Consider the following 21,434-nt stretch of genomic DNA (forward strand, 5'->3'; position numbering starts at 1 on the left):
TTTTCGTGTCGCGTACGACGTCAGTCGTTGGCGCAGGCGTTGGCGTGCGCCGGGTTCAGCAGACCGATGACGCTGACGGAGTCGCCGCAGGCGTTCACCGGGACGTGCACGGGAACCTGGATCACGTTGCCGGAGAGCAGGCCGGGGGAGTTGGCCGCGAGGCCCTCGGCACCGGTGTCGGCGACGGCGCTGCCGGCAGCGACACCCATGGCCATTCCGGCGGCGGCAAGAATGAGAGCGACCTTCTTGGCAGTGTTCATCATCAACCCTTTCCTGGGAGATTTGCCCCAAATCCTAGGGAAATCGCCGCAGGCCCCCCGGAAAGACACGCGATGAAATGAACCGATCAGCTCTGGAGGGGAAGTCCGCCGAGGAGCTTCGCGGGGGTGCCGGAGGAGTTGACCGCCTCCGTGACGCCGTCCACGGAGTTGAGCAGCGAGCCCTTGTTCTCGGTGTCGAGCGCGTTCGACCGGTGCTGGAGGGGCATCAGGTCCTCGGCGTTGAGCGTGCGCTGACTGGTGACGGTCTCCAGGGCGCCGTTGAGGCTGCTGGGCGTGAGGTTGGAGGCATCGGCGGCAAAGGCGGGTGCGGCGGCACCAGCGACGACCACGGACCCGGCAACGACAGCGGCGGCCTTCAGGGACTTCATCGGGTTCCTTTCATCGGCAACTCAGGTCACCAGAGGGAATTCCTCTTCGCCCGGCTAACGAGCCCCGCTCCCGCCGGAAACCCCGCATGCAGAAAATTCCTGCACCCCACCCGAACGAACGGCGTGTCGCATTCTCATACAAAACAGCCGTCATGCCGACCGGAGACGGTCGGCACGACGGCAGGGTGGCGACTGCTTCGCCTCAGACACCGCTCCCCGGGCTCAGAAGGTGGGCAGGACACCGCCCGTCGGCAGCGTGCTCGTCGCGCTGGACAGCGAGGGCAGACCCGGCAGGTCGGGCGCGGGGAGCCCGCCGCCGAGCACCGTGGCGGCGACGAAGTCGACGAGGCCGGTGACCACGGCGGTGACCGCCGGCGCGACCTGGGCGGCATCGCCCGAGGTGGCCGCCTTGAGCAGCGCGTCGACCGCCGCCTGGAGCGCGGCGAGGGCGTCGCCCTTGAGGTCCGTCGGCGCCTTCGCGGCCGGCGCCTTGCCGTCCTTGGCCTCGGTGCTCTTCGTCACCGAGGGCAGTGTGGTGGTGGTCGGCGTCGTGGTGTCGGGCAGCGCGACCGGCGGGGTCGCCGGGGCGGCTGCGGCGGCCTTGGCGATGGCGTCCTTCACGGCCTGGCCGAGCTTCGTCGCCCGGTCAGGGTGAGCCGGCCGTTGTCCGCCTTGAGGACGGCGTTCAGCAGGTCGGTCACCGGGCCCGGTACGCCACCTATGTCGGCCAGGGACTGGACCTGCGCGAGAAGCGCGTCCGCGCCGGGGGCGGGTGCCGCCGCCGCGTGGCTGTTGCCACGCGACGAGTCGCCGTCGGCAGCGATGGCGGCCGGAGCGGCGATCCCGAGCAGAAGCGTGGCGCTGAGAGCGGTGGAGGCGATGCGTCGTGCGGGCAGAGCACGCATCGATGTTCCCTTCGATGTTTGATCGAACCTGGAATCACCGTGAAAGCGGTTGTCGCCGTGCGCAACCGAGCGACCGCTCCGCGTAGCGCCCTCGCGTCCATAACACCTGCATCATCCCTGGTGAGGAGCCATGCGGGGGATCGCACGACATTCCCCCCATTCGGGGCAACGCGAACCGGCCGTCCTCCGATTCGGAGGACGGCCGGAAGGGTCCGCGTGGACGTCAGTCGTTGGCGCAGCGGTCGCCGAACGACGGGTTCAGCAGGCCGATGACGTCGACCGTGTTGCCACAGGCGTTGACCGGCACGTGCACGGGGACCTCCACGACGTTGCCCGACAGGACGCCGGGGGACTGGACGGCCGCGCCGTTCGCCCCGCTGTCGGCGGCGGCGATACCGGCGGCACCGGCCACAGCGGCGGCGGCAACGGAGGTCAGGGCCAGGCCCTTCGCGATACGCGACATGGAGAAGTGCTCCTTGGAGATCGACACAACATCCGGGCGGGATGCCCGGCACAGAAAGTCAACGCGTGAGCCACGCGCGGGTTGTGCCCCGGACGAGTGATGCCGCAAAACGCTCAGCTTCACCATTCCGACACACTTCAATGGTTTCAGCGACAAATGCGGATAGAGGGCTAGAGTCGGGCTCCTCCTGGCGCCGCTCGGAACCGGACGTCGGCCAGACGTCAACAGGCCTCCGAAGGACGGGGAGTCGACACGAATTCATGTGATGTACAGATTCCGACCGTCCGCTGATCCAGAACCTTTTCTCCCCGAAAGGGCATCGCCGGTCATGCGTCGTCCCCCGGGTCTTCCGCCGCGCGACACGCCGGTGGGCCGCTCGGCCCGCGCGGCGCTCCGGGCACCGGCCGGCACCGCGATCCGGTGCGGGGGTGACCAGTTGGCCTCCCGGATCGTTTCGCAGCGGGACGCGGCCTGGATCGGCGCACAGTTCGGCGCCGTCGACGCGAAGCAGTGACGCGCGCGCCTTCGCGCGCCGCCCGTGAGCAAGGAACCGCGCATGCAACTGTCAACCGACCCTCCGTCGCGGGTCCTTCACGTCACCCAGCCCGTCGACGGCGGGGTACCCCGGGTCGTCACGGACCTGGCGCGGGCCCAACTGTCCGCGGGTGCGCATGTCACGGTCGCCTGCCCGGACGACAGCCCCCTGGCCCGCTCGCTGCGGACGCTCGGCGCCGACGTACGGCACTGGCAGGCGACGCGTGCGCCGGGGCCGCGGTTGCCGCAGGAGGTGCACCGGCTCGGTCGCCTACTCGCGGAGGCGCGGCCCGACGTGGTGCACGCACACAGCGCCAAGGCGGGGCTGGCCGTGCGGCTGGCCGTGCGCGGGCGGGTGCCCACCGTGTTCCAGCCGCACGCCTGGTCGTTCGAGGCCGTCGGCGGGACCGCCGCCCGGTTGGCGGTGATCTGGGAGCGCTGGGGGGCGCATTGGGCGTCGCGAGTGGTGTGCGTGAGCGAGGCGGAGCGCAGGATCGGCGTGCGCGCCGGAGTGCACGCCCAGTGGCACGTGATCCCCAACGGCGTCGACACGGCACGCTTCCGTCCGGCCGACGCCCGCTCCGCACGGGCCGGGCTTCCGCTGCTCGCCGGGGCCGGCGTGGATCCGGCGGCTCCTCTGGTGGTGTGCGTGGGGCGGCTGTGCCGACAGAAGGGGCAGGACGTCCTGCTCGCGGCCTGGAGTTCGGTGCTGCGGGAGATCCCCGGCGCCCGGCTCGTCCTGGTCGGCGACGGGCCGGACGCGGCGGCGCTGCGGGCCGCGGCACCCGACGGCGTGCTCTTCGCCGGGGCCGCCGACGACACCTTGCCCTGGTATTCGGCCGCGGATCTGGTGGTCCTGCCGTCCCGCTGGGAGGGCATGGCGCTCGTTCCGCTGGAGGCCATGGCCTGCGGGCGCCCCGTCCTCGTGACGGACGTGGACGGCGCCCGCGAGAGTCTGCCGCCGGCGCTCGTCCCGCGCTGTCTGGTGCCGCCGCAGGCGCCCGGACCGCTCGCCGAGGCGATCAGCGCCCTGCTGCGCGACCCGCTCCTGCGCGACTCGCTCGGCCGCGAGGGACGCGACCACGTACTGACCACGCACGACGTGCGCCACATGACCGACGCGATCGCGGAGGTCTACCGCGAACTGCTGACCGGCCGACGGACACCGCACGCCGGGCGCGTCACGTGCGAGGACCACACCGAGTGCAGGGAGTCCATCCACACGTGACTGCGGAAAGCACCGTTCCCTCCCCCGGCGCCCAGCCCCGGGAGCACGGATTCCCGGCCGTCTCGGTCATCCCCGCCCGCAGCGCGGACGGCGGCTTCAGATTCCCTGCCGGGCGGCGGCCGTCGGGCCGACGGGCCACGTGGCTGCCGCTGTTCACCGCGGACGCCGCCGCGGCTCTGCTCACTGGCCTCGCGCTCCCGCAGATCCAGCGCCGGCCGCTGCTCCTCGCCGCGCTGCTGCTCGGCATGGTCGCCGTCAACGCGCGGTCGTCGCTGTACCGGCCCGAGCCGGTACCCGCCGTCCTCGACGAACTGCCCGCCCTGTGCGTGCGGATCACGGTCCTGTGGTGCGCGCTGGCCGCCGTGGTCGCGGCGCTCGCCCCGGCCGCCGCGCTGTCCGCCCCCACCCTGGCGGCGGGCTGCGCCCTCCAGTGGGCGACGAGTTGTGCGGGCCGCGCCACCGTGCACCGGCGGCGTCGCAGGACGCTCCTCCTGCGCCCCGGCGCGGCCCTGGTCGTCGGGCCCGCCGCGACGGCCCAGCGGGTGGCCGCCGCCTTCCTGCGCCATCCGCGCTGCGGTCTGCGGCCGGTGGGCGTCGTCTCCGACCGCGCGGCGGGAGGCGTGGGGCTGCCGGTCCTCACCACCGGCGAGGAGGTGCAGCGGGCGCTCATCCAGAACGGCGTACGGGCCGTGCTCGTCGTCGAGCCCCGCGGCGAACGCGAGCCGCTGCTTCGAGCGTTGGCCGAAGCGGGGTGCGCCCTGTGGGAGGTCGACGCGGACTCGCCCGCGTACGACAGGGCCGGCCGGCACACGCTCGCCGGGTTCCCCTGTCGCCGGCTGTCCATGGGGCGGCGACGCGGCGGCGTCGGCAAACGGGCCCTCGACGTCGCCGTGTCCGGGACGCTGCTGCTGCTCGTCAGTCCGCTGCTGCTGACGTGCGCGACGGCGCTGCGGCTGCGCGAGGGCCGCGGCGTGGTCTTCCGCCAGGAGCGCATCGGCAAGGACGGGCGGCCCTTCACGCTGCTGAAGTTCCGCACCCACCGGCCGGCCGACGCGCACGAGGCCGCGACCCGCTGGAGCGTCGCGAACGAACAGGAGATGAGCGGCTTCTGCCAGTTCCTCCGGCGTACCTCGCTCGACGAGCTGCTCCAGCTGTGGAACGTCTTCCGGGGCGACATGAGCCTGGTCGGGCCCCGGCCCGAACGGCCCTACTTCGTCGCGAAGTTCAGCCAGACCTACCCCGGCTACGCGGCCCGGCACCGCATGCCGACCGGCATGACCGGGCTCGCCCAGATCCATGGGCTGCGCGGCGACACCTCCATCGAGGACCGCTGCCGCTTCGACAACGCCTACATCGACAACTGGTCGCTGTGGCAGGACGTCTGCATCCTGCTGCGCACCGCCGCCGCGCTCGTACGCCCGACGGGGAGCTGAGCCCCTTGAGCCACGCCCTGCCCCTCACGCCGCTGGACACGTGCGTGTCCGCCGTCCGGCGCGCGCTGCCCGTCCTGCCCGCCATCGCGGTGATCGCCCTGCTCGGGCTGCCGCACGCCCCCGGCACGGAGGGCGGCGCCACGCCCGCGGACGTCATGTCGGGCCTGCTCGTGGTGTGCTGCGCCGTACGGCTCCTGCGCGGCCGCCTGCGCCCCCTGTCCGGCACGGCCGCCCTGATCGTCGGGCTGCCCGTGGTCGGCATCGCCGTCGCCGCGGCCGATGCCGTGAGCCCGGGGACGGGCCTCGCGGGGCTCGGGCGCTATCTGCAGATCTTCGTGCTCGTCCCGGCGGCCGTCCTGCTGTCGGTGCGCGACCGCGCCGACTTCCGGCTGCTGGCCTGGTCGTTCATCGCCCTGGCCCTGTGGCAGGGGGCGGTCGGGGTGCACCAGTACGCCACCGGGACCGGGGCCACGTACATGGGTGAGGACATCCGGGCGGTGGGCACCTTCGGGCCCACGGACGTGATGGGCATGGCGACCGTGGTCTCCTTCGGACTGGTGTGCGCGGTGGCGCTGGCGCTCGGGCCGTCCACGGCACCCGGTGGGCAGGGCGGGCCCAGGCCATGGGGGCGGTCCGCAGCCGTGGTGTGCGCCGTGGCGTTGTTGCTGCCGCTCGCGCTCTCGTTCAGCCGGGGCGCGTGGATCGCCACCGCCGTGACCTGCGGAACGCAGCTGGCGCTCGCCGGGGCGCGGCGCGCGGTGAAGGCGGGCGCCGCCGTGGCCGCCGCCGCGGTGATCCTGGTGGGCGGGTTCGGCGTCGGCACCGCGATGCTCCAGGAACGGATCAACAGCATCACCCAGGTCGCCGACGCGCCGGACCAGTCGGTCGTCGACCGGTACACGATGTGGGTGGCGGCCGTGGACATGTGGCGCCAACGCCCGCTGACCGGGGTCGGTCTGAAGGGCTTCCCCGACCACCGCGACAGCCACGCCTCCCTCGCCCTGTCCTCCGGCAGCGAGGTCGGCGGCGCCGGCGAGGCGTACCACCGCCAGCCGCTGCTCTCCCCGCACAACATGTATCTGCTGGTGCTCGGTGAACAGGGGCTGATCGGACTGCTCGCCCTCGCGGGCAGCTGGCTCGCGCTCCTGGTGTGCGCGCTGCGCGGACTCGTCCGGGTACGGCGCACCCCGTCCGGCCTCGACTGCGCGCTCGTCGCCTGCGGGCTGCTCGTCTGGCAGCTGACCGACTTCGTGTACGCGGACATCGGCGGGCCCTCGACCGTGCTGACGGGCCTCGTGCTCGGGCTGGCGGCCTGGTGGGCGCTGCTGGATCCCACGTCCACGACAGCACCGGTGGACGCGTCCGCCGCGACGCCCGCCCCGGCGGAAGGAGCGACGGCACGATGACGGTGGATCCGCCCGGTACGGGCACGGAGGAGCACCCGGAGCCCGGCTCCACGCCCGTCCCCTGCGCCGACGGCGAGCGTACGGCCGGACCGCGCAGCGAGCTCCCTGCGGACCCGGCGCACGGCACCGCGCCGGTCGCCGGGGTACGGACGGCAGCCGAGACCGGGGCCGGCACCGACGGGGCGACGGGGGTGCCGGACCCGGCGGGCGCCCCGGACCCGGCGGAAGCGGCCGGCATCGCAACCCGCTCGGCGGCCGACACCGCAAGCCCGGCTGACGCAGACCGGGGCGCAGCGCCGAGCGCGGCGGAGGCGAACCAGGTCGGCGCGCCGGGCGCCGCGGAGGCGGGCCGGGTCGGCGCAGTCGGCGCGACGGCGGCCGACCGGGCCGGCACGGCGCAGGCCGACCGGGCCGGCACGGCCGAGGCCGCGCGGGTCGGCGCGGCGCAGAGTGGGGACGCGGCGGGCGGCGTGGGTGCCGGACGTGCCGACGCCGGCCCGGTGCGCACCTCGGTCCCGGTCCGCACCGTGAGTCCCCCGCGCACCCGGCCCCCCGTCGTGCTGCCCGCGGCCCGCAGAGCCTCTCCGCCTGCCCCCGCCGAACCCCAGGAGACGGCCGCCGGACGTTTCCTCGCCAAGGCCGCACTCGTCACGATCGCCCTCTCCATCGCCGGGGCGCTGCTGGGCCTCGGCCGCGACCAGGCGCTGGCACGCCTGTTCGGGGCCGGTTCGGAGACGGACGCGTTCCTGGTGGCCTGGACGGTGCCGGAGTTCGCGGCGACGCTGCTGATCGAGGACGGTCTGGCCTTCGTGCTCGTACCGGCGTTCAGCGTGGCCGTCGCGCGCCGCGCGCGGGGGACGGTCGGCGACCCGGTCCGCGCCCTGGTCGGCGCCACCCTGCCGCGGTTGTCACTGGCCTTCATGGCCGCGTCCGGGGTGCTGGTCGTCGGGGCGCCGTATTTCGTCGAGGCGCTGGCGCCCGGCCTGCCGGATCCCGGACTGGCCGTGGACTGCACACGGTTGACGGCGACCGGGGTGCTGAGCTTCGGGCTCGCCGGGTACTGCAGCGCGGTGCTGCGGGCACACCAGCGGTTCGTCGCGCCGGCGGCCATCTACGTGGCGTACAACGCGGCGATCATCACCACGATGCTCGTGCTCGGCGGCCACTGGGGCGTGCGCTCCGCGGCCCTCGGTGTGGCACTCGGCGGCGCACTGATGGTGGGGGCGCAACTGCCGTCGCTGTGGCGGCAGCTCAGGGCCGGGAAGGCGCCCGGCGACGACCTCGCCGCCATGGCACTGGCCGTCGACTCGGGCGACGGCGCGCAGGCCCGGCCGGTGGATCTGACGCTGATCACGACGGTCCTGCTGTTCGCCCTGTGCCGGCAGTGCCAGGTCCTCGTCGAGCGTTTCCTCGCGTCCTCGCTGCCCGCCGGCGCCATCTCGCATCTGAACTACGCCCAGAAAGTGGCCCAGATGCCGATGGTGCTCGCCCTGATGCTCTGCACGGTCACCTTTCCGGTGGTCGCGCGGGCGCAGGCGGAGGGCGACACGGAGCAGGCCAGGGCACGGGTGGAACGCGACCTGGCGCTCGTCTCCTGCACGGTGCTGCTCGGCGCCGCGGCGGTCGTCGCGTGCGCCCCGCAGATCATCGAACTGCTCTTCCAGCGCGGGGCGTTCACCGCTCGGGACACGGCGGCCACCGCGTCGGTCATGCGCGTGTACACCCTGGGACTGCTCGGCCACACCCTGGTCGGCGCGCTGGTCCGTTCGTTCTTCTCGGCGGGACGGCCGACCTGGTACCCGCTGATCGCGATGACGGTCGGGCTCGTCGTGACGTCCTGGGCCGGCGCGCTGACCGTCGGCGTCTGGGGGGTGCACGGGATCGCGGCCGCCAACGCCCTCGGCATCACGGTCAGCGCCGTGCTCCTGCTGTGCGGCATGGGCCCGCGCAGTGTGCCGATCCGGACCCGTCGTGTGGTGTCGGAGCTCGGCAAACCCGTACGGGCGGCGGCCGTCGCCGCCGTGGCGGGGGCGGTCGCCGCGAGCGGCACCCGCTCCCCCGTGCTCGGTCTCGTGGTCGGCGGCACGGTCGTGACCGTCGTCTTCGCCCTGCTGGCCTGGGCCTTCAAGGTCCAGGCCTGCGCACCCGCATTCCGTTCCGTCACACGGAGGCTCCCGCATGTCCGTTTCCGCTGACAGCATCAGACGTACCGGTACGCACTCCCCCGAGACGCCGCCCTGGGTCGCGATGTACCACTCCGTGGGCGACTGTTCGGACGACCCGTACCGCATCACGGTCTCGCCGGACCGGCTCGACCGGCAGCTGGGCTGGCTGCGCCGCCGCGGTCTGCGCGGCGTGAGCATGGCCGACCTCCTGGCCGCCCACGCGCGTGGCGTCGCGCACGGACTGGTGGGCCTCACCTTCGACGACGGGTACGCCGACTTCGTCGAGACCGCGCTCCCGCTGCTGCGGCACCACGACTGCGGCGCGACCCTGTTCGTGCTGCCGGGCCGGCTGGGCGGCGACAACGCGTGGGACCCGCTGGGCCCCCGCAAACCGCTCCTGGACAAGCAGGGCATCCGGCTGGCCGCCGCGTCCGGGGGCATCGAGGTCGGTTCGCACGGGCTCACCCATGTCGACCTGACCCGGGCGGACGACGCCCTGCTGCACGCGGAGGTGGCCGAAAGCAGGGCGATGCTCTCGGAGTTGATCGGCGCCCCCGTCGACGGCTTCTGCTACCCGTACGGGACCGTCGACGGTCGGGTGGTCGACGCGGTCCGCGCGGCCGGATACGGGTACGCCTGCGCGATCGACCCCGGCCCGCTCACCGGACGGCACGCCCTGCCCCGCCTCCACATCGGCGAGAACGACAACGCCGTGCGCCTCCTGCTCAAGTACAAGCTGCACCGTCTGCGCCGGCGCCCGGTCGCGGGGCTCCGGTGAAGGCCCTGCACATCATCACCGGTCTCGGTGTCGGCGGGGCCGAGCAGCAACTGCGCCTGCTGCTCGGCCATCTGCCGGTCGACTGCGACGTGGTGACGCTCACCAACCCGGGCGCGGTCGCGGACGGCCTCGCCGACGACGGCGTACGCGTCATCCACCTCGGCATGTCCGGCAACCGCGACCTGACCGCGCTGCCCCGCCTGGTGCGGGTGATCCGCGCGGGCGACTACGACCTCGTGCACACGCACCTGTACCGGGCCTGCGTGTACGGGCGGCTCGCCGCGCGGCTGGCCGGGGTGAAGGCGGTCGTCGCGACCGAACACTCGCTCGGCGACTCGCAGATGGAGGGGCGCCGGCTCAGTGCCGGCGTACGCGCGCTGTACCTGGCCAGCGAGCGGCTGGGCCGGTCGACCGTCGCCGTCTCCCCGACCGTCGCCGCCCGGCTGCGGCGCTGGGGCGTACCGGGGCCGCGCATCGAGATCGTGCCGAACGGCATCGACGTGGCCCGGTTCCGGTTCGACCCGGAGCTGCGCGACCTCACCCGTCGCCGGCTGGGCCTGCCGGAGGGCGCGTACGTCGTCGGCGGGGTGGGCCGGCTCACCGCGAGCAAGCGGTTCGACGTGCTGATCCGCGCACTCGCCGAACTGCCGCACAACCACTGGCTGTTGCTGGTGGGCGGTGGCGCCGGGGAGAGCACGCTGCGGCGGGCGGCGCAGCGGGCCGGGGTGGCGGACCGGGTGCTGTTCACCGGTGAGCGCCCCACCGGTGACTGCCCCGGAGCCGATCTTCCGTCGCTGATGGCGGCCATGGACGTCCTCGCCTCGCCCAGTGCGGAGGAGGCGTTCGGCCTCGCCGTCGTGGAGGCGCTGGCAGCCGGACTTCCCGTGCTGTACGTCTCCTGCCCGGCCGTCGAGGACCTGCCGCCGGACGCCGTGGGCGGGGCCGTGCGGGTCCAGGGCGACACGGCGTCCTTCGTCGGCGGACTGACCCGGCTCCGCGCGCGGGGCCCCGCCGCACGCTCGGCGCCGGACGCCGCCCACCACTACTCCATCACCCGCAGCGCCGCGCAGCTCATGGACGTGTACGCGGCCGCCGTCTCGTGCACCTGACTGGGAGTGAGTTCCTCATGTCCGAAAACACCAGAGGCCATCGTCCGACAGGCAGGGCCTTCACCCGCGCGAGGGCCCTGCCCTCCTGGTCGCTGCTCGCCGCCGGCACGGTGCTCGGCGGCGCGCTGGGCGGCGCCTACGGGATGGTGAAGCCTCCGACGTACACCGCCACGAGCTACGTCATCGCCGTGCCGACCGACAAGGGCGACCCGGCGGCCGCGCTCGGCTTCGCCCAGGCGTACGGCCGGGTCGCCACCCAGCTCGCGGTGCTCGGGGACGCCCAGGTGTGGGCGGGCGTGCCGGTGCGCACGCTCCAGTCGGACGTGCGGACGGCGACCTCGCCCGACGCCCCGATGGTCTCCGTGTCGGCCACCTCCGGGCGCCCGGACGTCGCCGCCGACATGGCCAACGCCGTCGCCCGCTCGCTGACCCGGCACGCGAACGACAACCGGAGCAGCACCCATGTCGAACTGGTCTCGTTCTCCCGCGCGGTGCGTCCCACCCATGCCTCCTCGCCGTCGCCGACGGTGACGGGGCTGGTGGGGGCCAGCGCGGGCGGGCTGCTCGGCGGCCTTGTGCTGCTCGTCCGCCCGCGGCGCGGTGCGGAGGCCGCCCGCCCGGCGTCCGTGCCGAGCCCGGCGCCCGCCGTCGAAGTGCACGGCCAGTTGTGAGCGGCACACTGCAGGCCGCGGTACGAGGCTCGTCGAGAACTGAACTCGTGACCGACGAGCGGGAGTTCGCCGCGCTGGAGCCGGCTTGGGGGCGGCTGTACCGCCGCTGCGGGGCCGCCACACCGTTCCAGAACCACGCCTGGCTGCACTCCTGGTGGCTCTCGTACGGCATGCCGGGACAGCTGCGCCTGATGGTGGTCCGCGACGGGGGTGAACTCCGCGCCGTCGCGCCCCTGATGCGGCAGCGCAGACCGCTGCCCGCCCTCGTGCCGCTCGGTGGGCCGATCACCGACTACGGGGACGTGCTGCTCGACGACGAGTACGCGGACCGGGCGGCGGCCACGCTCACCGAGGGGCTGTCCGTGGCCGCCCGCAGCGCCCTGATCGACTTCCGCGAGGTCCGCCCCGGCGGCGCGGCGGAGCGGATCTACGAGCGCTGGCGCGGGCCGCGCCGCCGGGTGCGGGACTCCGTGTGCCTGGAACTGCCCGCCACGTCGATGGACGAACTGGCGGGCCGGCTGCCCTCCTCGAAGGCCCAGCGCGTCCGCGCCAAGCTGCGCAAGCTGACCGCGCTGGGCGTGGAGCAGCACGTCGTGGGCCCCGACGGGGTGGGTGCGGCGCTGCACCGGCTCCTCGAACTGCACCGGCTCCAGTGGGAGGGCCGGCCGATGACCGCCGAGCACGTCCAGGAGCGGTTCTGCGAGCATCTGGTCCGGTCGATGGTCCCGATGGTGCGCTCCGGGGACGCGGTGGTCACCGAGTTCCGGCTCGACGACTCGGTGGTGGCCGTGGACCTCACCCTGCTGTCCCGGTGCCTCGCCGGCGGCTATCTGTACGGCGCGCACCCCCGGCTGCGCGAACGCAAGGCGGACGTGGCCGTGATGCTGCTCAGCGCCTGCACCCGGCACACCGAGGGGAGCGGGCGCGGAACGCTGAGCCTGCTGCGCGGCGACGAACCGTACAAGCACCACTGGCGCCCGGAGACCGTCGTCAACCAGCGTCTGCTGCTCGCCCGGCACCGCACCGCGCCGCTGATGTCGGCGGTGGTCTGCGACGTCGCCGCGCGCAACCGGGGCAGAGAGCTGATGCGGGGCCGGCAGGAGCAGGACGGCGGCAGGCCGTGAACGGTCCGCCGCCGTCCTCGTCTCACCGGCTGCGCGACCACCGGTCGAAGCGCAGGCACAGCTTGCCGCACATCCAGTACTCGACCCAGTCCCCCAGGTCGAGGGAGGTGCAGCCCGGCGGGTGCACCGGCGTCGGCTCCGGAGTCGGTGTGGGCGTCGGCTCAGGCGTGGGCGTAGGTGTGGGCGTCGGCTCCGGCGTCGGAGTCGGCGTAGGCGTAGGTGTGGGCTCCGGCGTCGGTGTCGGAGTCGGCGTAGGCGTAGGCGTAGGTGTGGGCGTCGGCTCAGGCGTCGGTGTGGGCGTCGGCTCCGGCGTAGGCGTAGGCGTCGGGGTGGGCGTAGGTGTCGGGTCGGTGCGTCCCAGGAGCGCCGCACGGTAGACCGCAGCCGCCTCCGGGTTCTCTCCGCACTGCCAGACGCCGTGCGGGCAGTAGTCCGTGATCGTGTTGTACACCGGCTTGTGCTCGTCGAACCACGCGAGCATGCCCTTCATGTACGACGCGTCGTCGCCGTTGCGGTAGAGCCCCCATTCCGGGTAGGCGACCGGCTTTCCGTGGGCCTTCGCGAAGTCCACGTGCCGCTGGAGGCCGTACGGCTCCGTCACCTGCTCCTCGAAGGGCAGCCCGTTCGGCTGGTCGTACGCGTCCATCCCGATGATGTCGACGGTGTCGTCCCCCGGATAACACTGGGTCCAGGGAATCGCGTCCCGGCCGCGGCTGGGGGTGAACTCGAACCGGAACTTCTGCCCCGGCACCGCGCGCATGGTGGTGACGATGCGCTCCCAGTACTTCTTCCAGGCCGCGGGGTCGGGACCGCACCGGTGGGTGTACGTGATGCCGTTCATCTCCCAGCCGAGCACGATGACGGTGTCCGGCACCTTCAGCTCGACGAGACGTTCGGCGAGGGCCCGGAAGTGACCGTCGAACATCCCGGCCGCTCCCTGGCGCAGCCCCAGCCGGACCCCGGCGTCGGAGATGTTCTCCTCGTTGCGCTCCAGCATCGGCACGTTGAGGACGAACAGCCGGTCGTCCCGCTCGCGCCGCCATCGAGCCCAGTCGTCGAGGAAGTCGGGCGCGCCCTCGATGTTGCTCCAGCGGTCACCCGGGAGATACGTGTGCCCGACCCGCACGTCGGCGCCGCCCAGCCACTCGCCGAACTTCGCGATACGGGCGATGCCCGTGGGGCCGTAGTCGAGGTAGGCCCCGAAGGCGTTGCGCCCCTCGGTGGACGGCGGCGGCTCGGCGGACGGTGTCGCGGTCTCCGGCTGCGTCGCGGGGGTGGTGGGCGTGGCGGGGATCACCGGTGCCGACGGCATCGAGGCGGGCGGCGGGACTGTCGGGTCGGTGACCCGGACCGCTCCGGCTCCGGCTGCGTGTCCCGGACCCGCCGCGAGGACGACCGCCGCTACGACGCCGGCCGCGACGAACGCCGACCGCCCGCTTCGAGGCCGCAGGTGCTGTGGGGCCATGTCCGCTCCCGGCGCGCTCGGAACCGCGTGATGCGTTCGATTACTGACATACAGTCATACAAATACCCCTTTTGCCGAACACGGCATCGGTCTTCATCGGTGATGATCACTCGCACGGATGACCGCGGCCGGGGAGTCGCCCCCGCCGCTCCCCGTGACGATCACGCCGGGTTCCCTGAACGCGTCGAGCACCCGGGCCCGGCTCGCCCGCCGCGGACATGGCCGGTCCCGTTGCTCCGAGTGGCCGCCGGGCGCGGCACCGGCTCGGGTACCGGACGCGCGCCCGCGTCGTCCGGCACCCGTAGCGGGGTGCTACCGGCGGGAGGCGGCTCGGCCTCGCCGGTACAGGAGGATTCCGCCCCCCAGCAGGGCGGCGCTGGCGGCCGACGCCGCGAGGGTGCCCTCACTGCCCGTGTGCGCCAGCGATCCGCCCGGAGGAGGAGGCGTCTGCTCCTCGACGGGGGGCGGCGGGGTGAACGCCGGGGGTGTGGGCGGGGTGTACGTCGGCGGAGTCGTCGCCGGCGGAGTCGACGGCGGAGTCACCGTCTTCGGAGGCGTGGTCTTCGGAGGCGTCGTCGTCGGCGGCGTGGTCTTCGGCGGCGTGGTCGTCGTCGGAGGTGTGGTCGTCGGCGGCGTCGTCGTCGGAGGCGTCGTCGTCGTCGGAGGTGTGGTCGTCGGAGGCGTGGTCGTCGGCGGAGTCGTCGGAGGCGTGTCCCCGTAGCCGCACTCGTTCCCGAAGACCGGGTTGAGCGCGGAGACCACGTCCACGGTGTTGCCGCAGGCGTTCACCGGCACGTCCACCGGAACCTGGAACAGGCCGCCCGACAGGACGCCGGGCGATCCGGTGGTCTCCCCGTGCGCCGAGGAGCCGCTGTACGTGCCGGGCACCGCGCGCTCGATGTCGTCCGGACCGTAGACGGAGTCGTCCGGACCGTAGACGGAGTCGTCGTGGTGCACGGGCTGCTGCGACACACCCGGCACACGCGACGTCCCGCTCGTTTCCGTCGAGCTGCTCGTTCCGCCCGAACCCGAGCCGTTGGCACAGGAGTTGCCGAAGGCCGGGTTGAGCAATGCGACCACGTCGACGGTGTTGCCGCAGGCGTTCACCGGTACGTTCACCGGAACCTGGACGTTGTTGCCCGAGGCGATGCCGGGCGAGTCCGCGGCGACCCCTTCCGCGCCCGCGTCGGCGAAAGCCGGGTTCCCGTACAGGGACACGATGCTCGTCGCGGCCGCGGCCACGACCATTCCCCTACTCAGAGTCTGTCGCAATCTCGTTGATCTTCCTGCTGGTAGAAGTGAGGAAGGCCGACCCCGGACGCGAAGAGGCAGTCCGAGGCCGGCCGCGGCTCAGCCGAGGCGGCCGAGCCGTCGCCGCGTCAGGTGTTGGCGCAGCCGTTGCCCAGCGCCGGGTTCAGCAGCCCGATGACGTCGACCGTGTCGCCGCACACGTTGAGGGGCACGTCCACGGGGACCTGGACCACGTTGCCCGACAGGACGCCGGGGGACTCGGCGGCGCCGCCCTGGGCACCGGAGTCGGCGAAGGCGGGGACGGCCATGCCCAGGGCCGCGATCGTGCCCGCGACGACTGCAGCGCTCTTCTTGAGCTTCACGCACTTTCCCTTCTCTGCGGTCATGCCCGTTTGACGGCCGAAACCGAGCGAGCACAGCATGAACGGCTCGCACCATGACCTACGGACTGCAAACGAGCGACAGCGGGGCGAAGAAACTGCGAAACCCGGTCGGCTTGTTAATTCACTCGAATCGCCCGCACCGAATACGCACGAAAACTTCACATCGGAAGAAACGCTTCTCCCGGCTGGTTCGAATATCTCGCCGCCTACGGCGGGAAAGCACGGAAAGACCCGGGCCGACCGCATGACGCGGCACTCGGCCCGAGCCTCCCGTGAACAGTCGTCAGCTGTTGGTGGCGCCGCTGCCGGAAGCCACCGGGATGTTGTCCAGGATGTGCGAGAGCGGCTCGTCGCCCTTGGCCTGGGTGGAGTTCTCGGCGCACTGCTGGTTCTGCGGGGCCGACAGCACCGGCACGTCCTGGACGGCGGTGACGGGCACCAGGACACCCACGACCGAACCCACGTTGGCCTTGGCGGGAAGGCCCACACACAGCTTGTTCAGGTCGCCCTGGGCGAGGGAGAGCTGCGGGCTCTGGTCGCCCTGGGTGACGCCGTTGCCGTAGGTCTGCTCGGCACCGGTCCCCTGGGTCGTGGTGACGCCGTCGTCGTTCCCGATCGCCAGCGCCTGCGGGGCGGCCGTCGCCGAGACACCGACGACGGAAGCCGCGACCGCCGCCGCGGCCATTGCCTTCTTGAGCATTACTCCGGTCCTTTCCTGGCAGAGAGCAGGTATTCCTGCTCCCACATCAACCGGCGTCGACGCGATTGGTTTCGTCCCGTCACCCGGATGGTGCGTTCAGGGTTGCGGAATTCACGGAACCTCTGGCCCGAGGACTCGGCGAAGACGCAACCCGTATGGGCCATTGGGGTGAACCGGAGCAACCATGTGGGCCGGTTCCAGTTGTCCAGAACGCTCCGGTGTACGGGGTTACTCCAGAAGGGATCAGCAAGTGATCAAGAAGGTTATGGCCGCCGCGGCGGTCGCCGCTTCCGTCGTCGGAGCCACGGCTGCCGCCGCGCCGCAGGCGCTGGCGATCGGGAACGACGACGGTGTCACCACGACCCAGGGCACCGACTCCGCGCAGAACTACGGCAACCAGGCCACCTCCGGCAACATGAGCCCCCAGATGGCGCTCGTGCAGGGCTCGCTGAACAAGCCCTGCATCGGCCTGCCGGTCAAGGGCAACGTCGGCTCGGTCGTCGGTCTCGTCCCGATCACCGCCGTCCAGGACGTCCCGGTCCTGTCTGCCCCGCAGAACCAGCAGTGCACGGAGAACTCCACCCAGGCCAAGGGCGACGAGCCGCTCTCGCACATCCTGGACAACATCCCGGTCCTGTCGGGCAACGGCGCCTCCGGCAGCTGACCTTCCGGCACCGCGCACAGCGGGCCGCCGGGTGTCCCGGCGGCCCGCTGCCGCTGTCGGCTCCATGACGACAGCGGCACCGGCACTCGGATCCCTCAGACCCCTTGGGCCGTTCGGTGCACACGCAGCAACCGGACGGCCCGCACCAGAGTTGATCATTACGCGGCTCCGCACCGGAGTCCGCTCTCCGAAAGGGCAACGAACATGAAGAAGCTGTGGGCGACCGCGGCCATTGCCGCTTCTCTCGCCGGCGTCTCGGCTGCCGCCGCGCCGCAGGCGCTGGCGATCGGGAACGACGACGGTGTCACCACCACCCAGGGCACCAACTCCACGCAGTCCTACGGCAACCAGGCCACGAACGGCGACCTGAGCCCCCAGCTCTCGCTGGTGCAGGGCTCGCTGAACAAGCCCTGTGTGGGCCTGCCCGCCAAGGCCAACGTCGGTTCCGTCGTCGGCGCGATCCCGATCACCGCCGTCCAGGACGTCCCGGTCCTGTCTGCCCCGCAGAACCAGCAGTGCACGGAGAACTCCACCCAGGCCAAGGGCGACGAGCCGCTCTCGCACATCCTGGACAACATCCCGGTCCTGTCGGGCAACGGCGCCACCGGCAGCTGACCTCCCGGTACCGCGGACAGCGGGCCGCCCTTCGGGGCGGCCCGCTGTTCCCGTGTGCGGGGACCGGCCGCTCCCCGTGTCGGCACGAGGGCCGCTCAGCTCCGGTAGAGCTCCTCGATGTCCGCGGCGTACGCCGTGGTGACCGCGTGCCGCTTCACCTTCAGCGATGGGGTGAGCAGACCGTTGTCCTCGGTGAACTCGCCCGCCACCAGGGCGAAGCGGCGGATCGACTCGGCCCGGGAGACCGCCGCGTTGGCGTGGTCCACGGCCTTCTGGACGTCGGCGCGCATCCGGGGGTCCGCGACGACGTCGGACAGCGGGGTGTCCGCGGGCAGTTTGCGCACGGCGAGCCAGTGGGCGAGGGACTCGGCGTCGAGGGTGATCAGGGCCGCGACGTACGGGCGGTTGTCGCCGACGACGACGCACTGGCCGACGGGCGAGCGGCTGCGCAGCCGGTCCTCCAGGACGGCGGGCGAGACGTTCTTGCCGCCGGAGGTGACGAGGATGTCCTTCTTGCGGCCGGTGATGGTGAGGTAGCCGTCCTCGTCCAGGGCACCGAGGTCGCCGGTGGCGAACCAGTCGTCGGTGAGGACGGCGTCGGTGGCGGCCGGATTGTTCCAGTAGGAGCCGAAGACGATGCCGCCCTTGATGAGGACCTCGCCGTCGTCGGCGATGCGCACCGCGGTGCCCGGGACCGGCAGGCCGACCGTGCCGGGGCGGGGTTCGAGGGGCGGGACGATGGTGGCGGCCGCGGAGGTCTCGGTGAGGCCGTACCCCTCGTAGACGATGATTCCGGCCGCGTAGAAGAACAGGTTGAGGTTGCGGTCGAGCGGGGAGCCGCCGCTGATGGCGTAGCGGGCCCGGCCGCCCAGTTCCTTGCGGATACGGCGGTAGACGAGCAGGTCGTACAGCGCCCAGGCGGCGTACAGGCCGGGACCGGGGCCCTTGCCCACGCCCAGGAACTTGTTCAGGTAGGCCTCGCCGAAACGGACGCCGATGCGGTCGGCACGGTCGAAGGAGGCTCCCCGGCCGATCTTCTCGGCCGTGGCCCGCCCGGTGTCGTGGATCTTCTCGAAGAGGTACGGGACGCCGACGAGGAAGGTCGGGCGGAACTGCCGGAGCGCGGGCCGGAGTTCGTCCGGCTTGATGCTCGGGCAGTGACCCAGTTCGATGCGCGCCATGAGGCAGGCGATCTGGAGGGTGCGGCCCAGGATGTGGGCGAGGGGCAGGAAGAGGAGGGTCGAGGCCGTCTGGCCGGTGACCTCCTTGAAGACGGGGTGCAGCAGCTCGACCGTGTTGGCGGCCTCGGCGTGCAGATTGGCGTGGGTGAGGACGCAGCCCTTGGGTTGCCCGGTGGTCCCGGAGGTGTAGCAGACGGTCGCGACGGTGTCGGGGGTCAGCGCGGCGCGCCGTTTGGCCACCTCCTCGTCGGCGATGTCCCGCCCCAGGGCGGTGAGTTCGCCGAGCGCGTCGGCGTCCAGCCGCCACACGCGCGGGGGTTCGGGGTGCCGTGCCGTGCCGGTGGCCACGGTGTCCGCGTTCTGGTCGGTCTCGACGACGGCGAACCGGGCGCCCGAGTCCCGGACGATCCACTCCACCTGCTCGGCCGACGAGGTCGCGTAGACGGGGACGGTCTGGCCGCCGGCCGCCCAGACGGCGAAGTCGAGGACCGTCCACTCGTAACGGGTGCGGGACATCACCGCGACGCGGCCGCCCGGCTCCAGGCCCGCCGCGATCAGGCCCTTGGCGGCATCGGTGACCTCGCGGGCGAAGGCAGCCGCGGTCACCGGCCGCCACACGCCCTTCTCCGCGCGGCGCAGGACGACCGCGTCGGGGGCCTCGGCCGCGTTGGTGAAGGGCAGGTCGGCGGTGCTGCCGGTGGCGGGGGCCGGGGCGAGGCGTGCGGCACGCGCTTCGCGGACCGTGCCGTCCTCGTCCCGGACCAGTTCCACCCTGCTGCGGTCCGCCAGGTCGGCGCGCCGCTTCGCCCGTTTCAGATCCTTGCGTACGCCCATGACGGCTCCCGGTCGGGGGGACTTGCTCGAAGTACTTACTCCGGAGTCAACTTACTCAGGCGTAACGGAAATTCAATGGGTTGCGCACGGTCGATGAACCGGGCCGGCCGGACGGCGGCGGACGCCCGCCGTCCAGCCCTGTGGGGGACGTCCCCCGGTCCGCCCTCCAGGGCCGCTCTGCTCAGCCCTTCAGCCGGTTCGCCTGCTCGACCGCGGTCGCCAGCCCGCGTACCGCCGGGTCCTCGGAGTCGTCGGCGAGCCGGTCGGCGCGGGTGGCGAGTTCGCCGAGCGGAAGCGCGCCGGGCAGGGCGTCGAACCGAGTGTCGCCCGCGCGCAGACCGTCGGCGAAGTAGGCGGCCACGGCGGCGACCTGGAGGGAGCGGTCGGCCGTCCACAGGTCGCCGTCGAGGGAACCGGCCTCCAGCAGTCCGGACTCCTCGTGCGGGACGCGGGTGTCGGGGTCCAGCCAGCGGACGCTCGCGGTGGCGAGGTGGCCCGAGGCGCCGGGGCGGGTGCGGACGGCGTAGAGCGCGGTGACCGTGTGGCCGGGACCGACCTCGCCGCCGTCGACCCGGTCGTCGCGGAAGTCCTCGTCGGCCACCGCGCGATCGTCGTAGCCGATGAGCCGGAACTGCTCGACCGTCTGCGGGTCGAAGGCGACCTGCGCCTTGGCGTCGCGGGCCGTCAGGTCGATGTTCCGCGGGAGCTGGTCGCAGAAGACGGTACGGGCTTCGTCGCGGTCCGAGACGTACACCGTGTGCCCGTCGCCCCTGTCGGCGAGACGCTCCATGAGGGCGTCGCCGTAGTCGCTGCCGACCCCGACGCCGAACAGGGTGATGCCGTGCTCGCGACGGGCGTCGGAGATGTGCTCCAGGATGCTGTCGGCGTCCGTGTCGCCGGTGTTGGCGAGAGCGTCCGAGATGAGCACGACCCGGTTGGTGGCGCCCTCGCGCAGGCCCTCGACCGCCGTCTCGTAGCCCCGGTCCACGCCGGCGCCGAGGTTGGTCGAGTCCGTCGGCTCCAGGCTGCCGATCGCGTCGTGGACGCGGCCCCGGTGGTCGCCGAGGCGGGTCGTCGGCAGGACGGTCTCCGCCTTGTCGCTGAAGGTGACCAGGGCGACGGAGTCGTCGTCGCGCAGCCGGTCCGTCATCACGTCGAGGGAGTCCTTGGCCAGGTCGAGGCGGCCGGGCTCGGCCATGGAGCCGGAGATGTCGATGACGAAGGTGAGGGCGGCGGGCGGCCGTTCCCGCTCGTCCTCGGCGGCGCGGGTGGCGAGGCCGACGCGGACGAGTGACCAGCGCTCGTCGTCGGTGCGGGCGCCGTCGACGGTGACGGTGAAGCCGTTGCCGTCGGGGCGCCGGTAGTCCTGGCGGAAGCTGTTGACGAATTCCTCGGGTCGGACGGTGGAGGGGTCCGGGACCCTGCCGCCCGCGAGGGTGCGGCGGGCGTAGCCGTAGGAGGCGGTGTCGACGTCCAGGGCGAAGGTGGAGAGGTAGTCGGGGGACGGTGCGATCTCCCGGTCGGGCGCCCCGGTCTGTTCGCCCTCCTGGGCGCCCTGGGCGTCGCCCGTGGGCCGGTCGGGGGCGGGCAGCGGGAGGGTGCGCCCGCCGGACTTGTCGGCGTGGTCCGCCGAGTTGCTGCCGTCGCTCGCGCTGCATCCCGTCAGCAGGACGGCGCCCGCGGCCGTCAGCGCGAGCAGGGTGCCGCGCAGCCGGCGGCCTCCCGCGGCCCGTGTGCGTATCCGTGTCAGGTGCATCCCCATGCTGCCCCCTCGGTGAGCGGCCGTGTGTGGGCCGACGTCTGTGACTGTGACGGCCGAGGGGGCCGGGACGTGCGCTCCGGGGGGTTGCGGATGGATCTCGAAGCGGCCACGACG

At 72.8% G+C, this 21,434-nt stretch carries 22 protein-coding genes; 11 read left to right on the forward strand and 11 right to left on the reverse strand.

Annotated features, from left to right (window positions below):
- Window positions 1-20: 20 nt before the first annotated feature.
- The 5 genes from BKI49_RS13145 to BKI49_RS13160 form a co-directional block, all read right to left on the reverse strand.
- Window positions 21-260 (reverse strand): chaplin, encoded by a 240-nt coding sequence (locus BKI49_RS13145; RefSeq protein ID WP_095934479.1) that lies wholly within the window; start codon window positions 258-260, stop codon window positions 21-23.
- A gap of 86 nt (window positions 261-346) precedes the next feature.
- Window positions 347-649 (reverse strand): hypothetical protein, encoded by a 303-nt coding sequence (locus BKI49_RS13150; RefSeq protein ID WP_095934420.1) that lies wholly within the window; start codon window positions 647-649, stop codon window positions 347-349.
- 222 nt (window positions 650-871) lie between these two features.
- Window positions 872-1,270, reverse strand: coding sequence for a hypothetical protein (locus BKI49_RS36155; protein WP_306453552.1), 399 nt, complete (start codon window positions 1,268-1,270; stop codon window positions 872-874).
- Window positions 1,267-1,554, reverse strand: a complete 288-nt coding sequence (locus BKI49_RS36160) for a hypothetical protein (RefSeq protein ID WP_306453553.1) — start codon at window positions 1,552-1,554, stop codon at window positions 1,267-1,269. The genes BKI49_RS36155 and BKI49_RS36160 overlap by 4 nt, the downstream gene beginning before the upstream one ends.
- A gap of 223 nt (window positions 1,555-1,777) precedes the next feature.
- The gene (locus tag BKI49_RS13160; RefSeq protein WP_095934480.1) at window positions 1,778-2,017 is read right to left on the reverse strand and encodes a chaplin; all 240 of its coding nucleotides are present in this window, start codon (window positions 2,015-2,017) and stop codon (window positions 1,778-1,780) included.
- Window positions 2,018-2,345: 328 nt separating this feature from the next.
- On the opposite strand from BKI49_RS13160, the gene BKI49_RS35045 reads away from it, so the two are divergent.
- The 9 genes from BKI49_RS35045 (at window position 2,346) to BKI49_RS13200 (ending at window position 12,465) form a co-directional block, all read left to right on the forward strand.
- A complete protein-coding gene (locus tag BKI49_RS35045) occupies window positions 2,346-2,531 on the forward strand; it encodes a hypothetical protein (RefSeq protein WP_143658441.1) in 186 nt (61 codons plus the stop codon).
- A gap of 42 nt (window positions 2,532-2,573) precedes the next feature.
- The gene (locus BKI49_RS13165) at window positions 2,574-3,779 is read left to right on the forward strand and encodes a glycosyltransferase (RefSeq protein WP_095934421.1); all 1,206 of its coding nucleotides are present in this window, start codon (window positions 2,574-2,576) and stop codon (window positions 3,777-3,779) included.
- Complete coding sequence (locus BKI49_RS13170) at window positions 3,776-5,212, forward strand: exopolysaccharide biosynthesis polyprenyl glycosylphosphotransferase (protein WP_095934422.1); 1,437 nt, start codon at window positions 3,776-3,778, stop codon at window positions 5,210-5,212. The genes BKI49_RS13165 and BKI49_RS13170 overlap by 4 nt, the downstream gene beginning before the upstream one ends.
- A gap of 5 nt (window positions 5,213-5,217) precedes the next feature.
- On the forward strand, window positions 5,218-6,618 hold the full coding sequence (locus BKI49_RS13175) for an O-antigen ligase family protein (protein WP_095934423.1): 1,401 nt from the start codon (window positions 5,218-5,220) through the stop codon (window positions 6,616-6,618).
- Window positions 6,619-7,118: 500 nt separating this feature from the next.
- Complete coding sequence (gene murJ, locus BKI49_RS13180; RefSeq protein ID WP_218835035.1) at window positions 7,119-8,813, forward strand: murein biosynthesis integral membrane protein MurJ; 1,695 nt, start codon at window positions 7,119-7,121, stop codon at window positions 8,811-8,813.
- Entirely contained in the window at window positions 8,797-9,561 is a 765-nt protein-coding gene (locus BKI49_RS13185) for a polysaccharide deacetylase family protein (protein ID WP_179332428.1), read from the forward strand. The genes murJ and BKI49_RS13185 overlap by 17 nt, the downstream gene beginning before the upstream one ends.
- A complete protein-coding gene (locus BKI49_RS13190; protein ID WP_095934426.1) occupies window positions 9,558-10,670 on the forward strand; it encodes a glycosyltransferase in 1,113 nt (370 codons plus the stop codon). The genes BKI49_RS13185 and BKI49_RS13190 overlap by 4 nt, the downstream gene beginning before the upstream one ends.
- A gap of 17 nt (window positions 10,671-10,687) precedes the next feature.
- Window positions 10,688-11,341, forward strand: a complete 654-nt coding sequence (locus BKI49_RS13195; RefSeq protein WP_095934427.1) for a YveK family protein — start codon at window positions 10,688-10,690, stop codon at window positions 11,339-11,341.
- A gap of 8 nt (window positions 11,342-11,349) precedes the next feature.
- On the forward strand, window positions 11,350-12,465 hold the full coding sequence (locus BKI49_RS13200; RefSeq protein WP_373557545.1) for a GNAT family N-acetyltransferase: 1,116 nt from the start codon (window positions 11,350-11,352) through the stop codon (window positions 12,463-12,465).
- A 22-nt stretch (window positions 12,466-12,487) separates the two neighbouring features.
- Here the strand turns inward: BKI49_RS13200 and BKI49_RS13205 are convergent, their stop codons facing one another.
- From BKI49_RS13205 to BKI49_RS13220, 4 genes are all read right to left on the reverse strand, one after another.
- Complete coding sequence (locus BKI49_RS13205) at window positions 12,488-13,930, reverse strand: glycoside hydrolase family 26 protein (RefSeq protein WP_095934429.1); 1,443 nt, start codon at window positions 13,928-13,930, stop codon at window positions 12,488-12,490.
- 312 nt (window positions 13,931-14,242) lie between these two features.
- Window positions 14,243-15,178 carry a chaplin gene (locus tag BKI49_RS36165; protein ID WP_179332429.1) on the reverse strand — a complete coding sequence of 312 codons (936 nt, stop codon included), beginning with the start codon at window positions 15,176-15,178 and terminating at the stop codon, window positions 14,243-14,245.
- Between the two features lie 131 nt (window positions 15,179-15,309).
- On the reverse strand, window positions 15,310-15,567 hold the full coding sequence (locus tag BKI49_RS13215) for a chaplin (RefSeq protein WP_095934481.1): 258 nt from the start codon (window positions 15,565-15,567) through the stop codon (window positions 15,310-15,312).
- 280 nt (window positions 15,568-15,847) lie between these two features.
- Window positions 15,848-16,264, reverse strand: coding sequence for a rodlin (locus BKI49_RS13220; protein WP_095934431.1), 417 nt, complete (start codon window positions 16,262-16,264; stop codon window positions 15,848-15,850).
- A 250-nt stretch (window positions 16,265-16,514) separates the two neighbouring features.
- Here BKI49_RS13220 and BKI49_RS13225 point away from each other — a divergent pair, with 250 nt between their 5' ends.
- Both BKI49_RS13225 and BKI49_RS13230 read left to right on the forward strand, forming a co-directional pair.
- The gene (locus tag BKI49_RS13225; RefSeq protein ID WP_095934432.1) at window positions 16,515-16,928 is read left to right on the forward strand and encodes a rodlin; all 414 of its coding nucleotides are present in this window, start codon (window positions 16,515-16,517) and stop codon (window positions 16,926-16,928) included.
- A gap of 204 nt (window positions 16,929-17,132) precedes the next feature.
- Complete coding sequence (locus tag BKI49_RS13230) at window positions 17,133-17,543, forward strand: rodlin (protein WP_095934433.1); 411 nt, start codon at window positions 17,133-17,135, stop codon at window positions 17,541-17,543.
- Window positions 17,544-17,638: 95 nt separating this feature from the next.
- On the opposite strand, the gene BKI49_RS13235 is transcribed toward BKI49_RS13230, so the two are convergent.
- Both BKI49_RS13235 and BKI49_RS13240 read right to left on the reverse strand, forming a co-directional pair.
- Complete coding sequence (locus tag BKI49_RS13235; RefSeq protein WP_095934434.1) at window positions 17,639-19,558, reverse strand: AMP-dependent synthetase/ligase; 1,920 nt, start codon at window positions 19,556-19,558, stop codon at window positions 17,639-17,641.
- A gap of 181 nt (window positions 19,559-19,739) precedes the next feature.
- Window positions 19,740-21,314: a YfbK domain-containing protein gene (locus BKI49_RS13240; protein WP_095934482.1), complete on the reverse strand. Its 1,575-nt coding sequence runs from the start codon at window positions 21,312-21,314 to the stop codon at window positions 19,740-19,742.
- Between the last annotated feature and the right edge of the window lie 120 nt (window positions 21,315-21,434).

This window comes from Streptomyces sp. Tue6028, from assembly GCF_002300165.1.
GTDB lineage: Bacteria > Actinomycetota > Actinomycetes > Streptomycetales > Streptomycetaceae > Streptomyces > Streptomyces siamensis.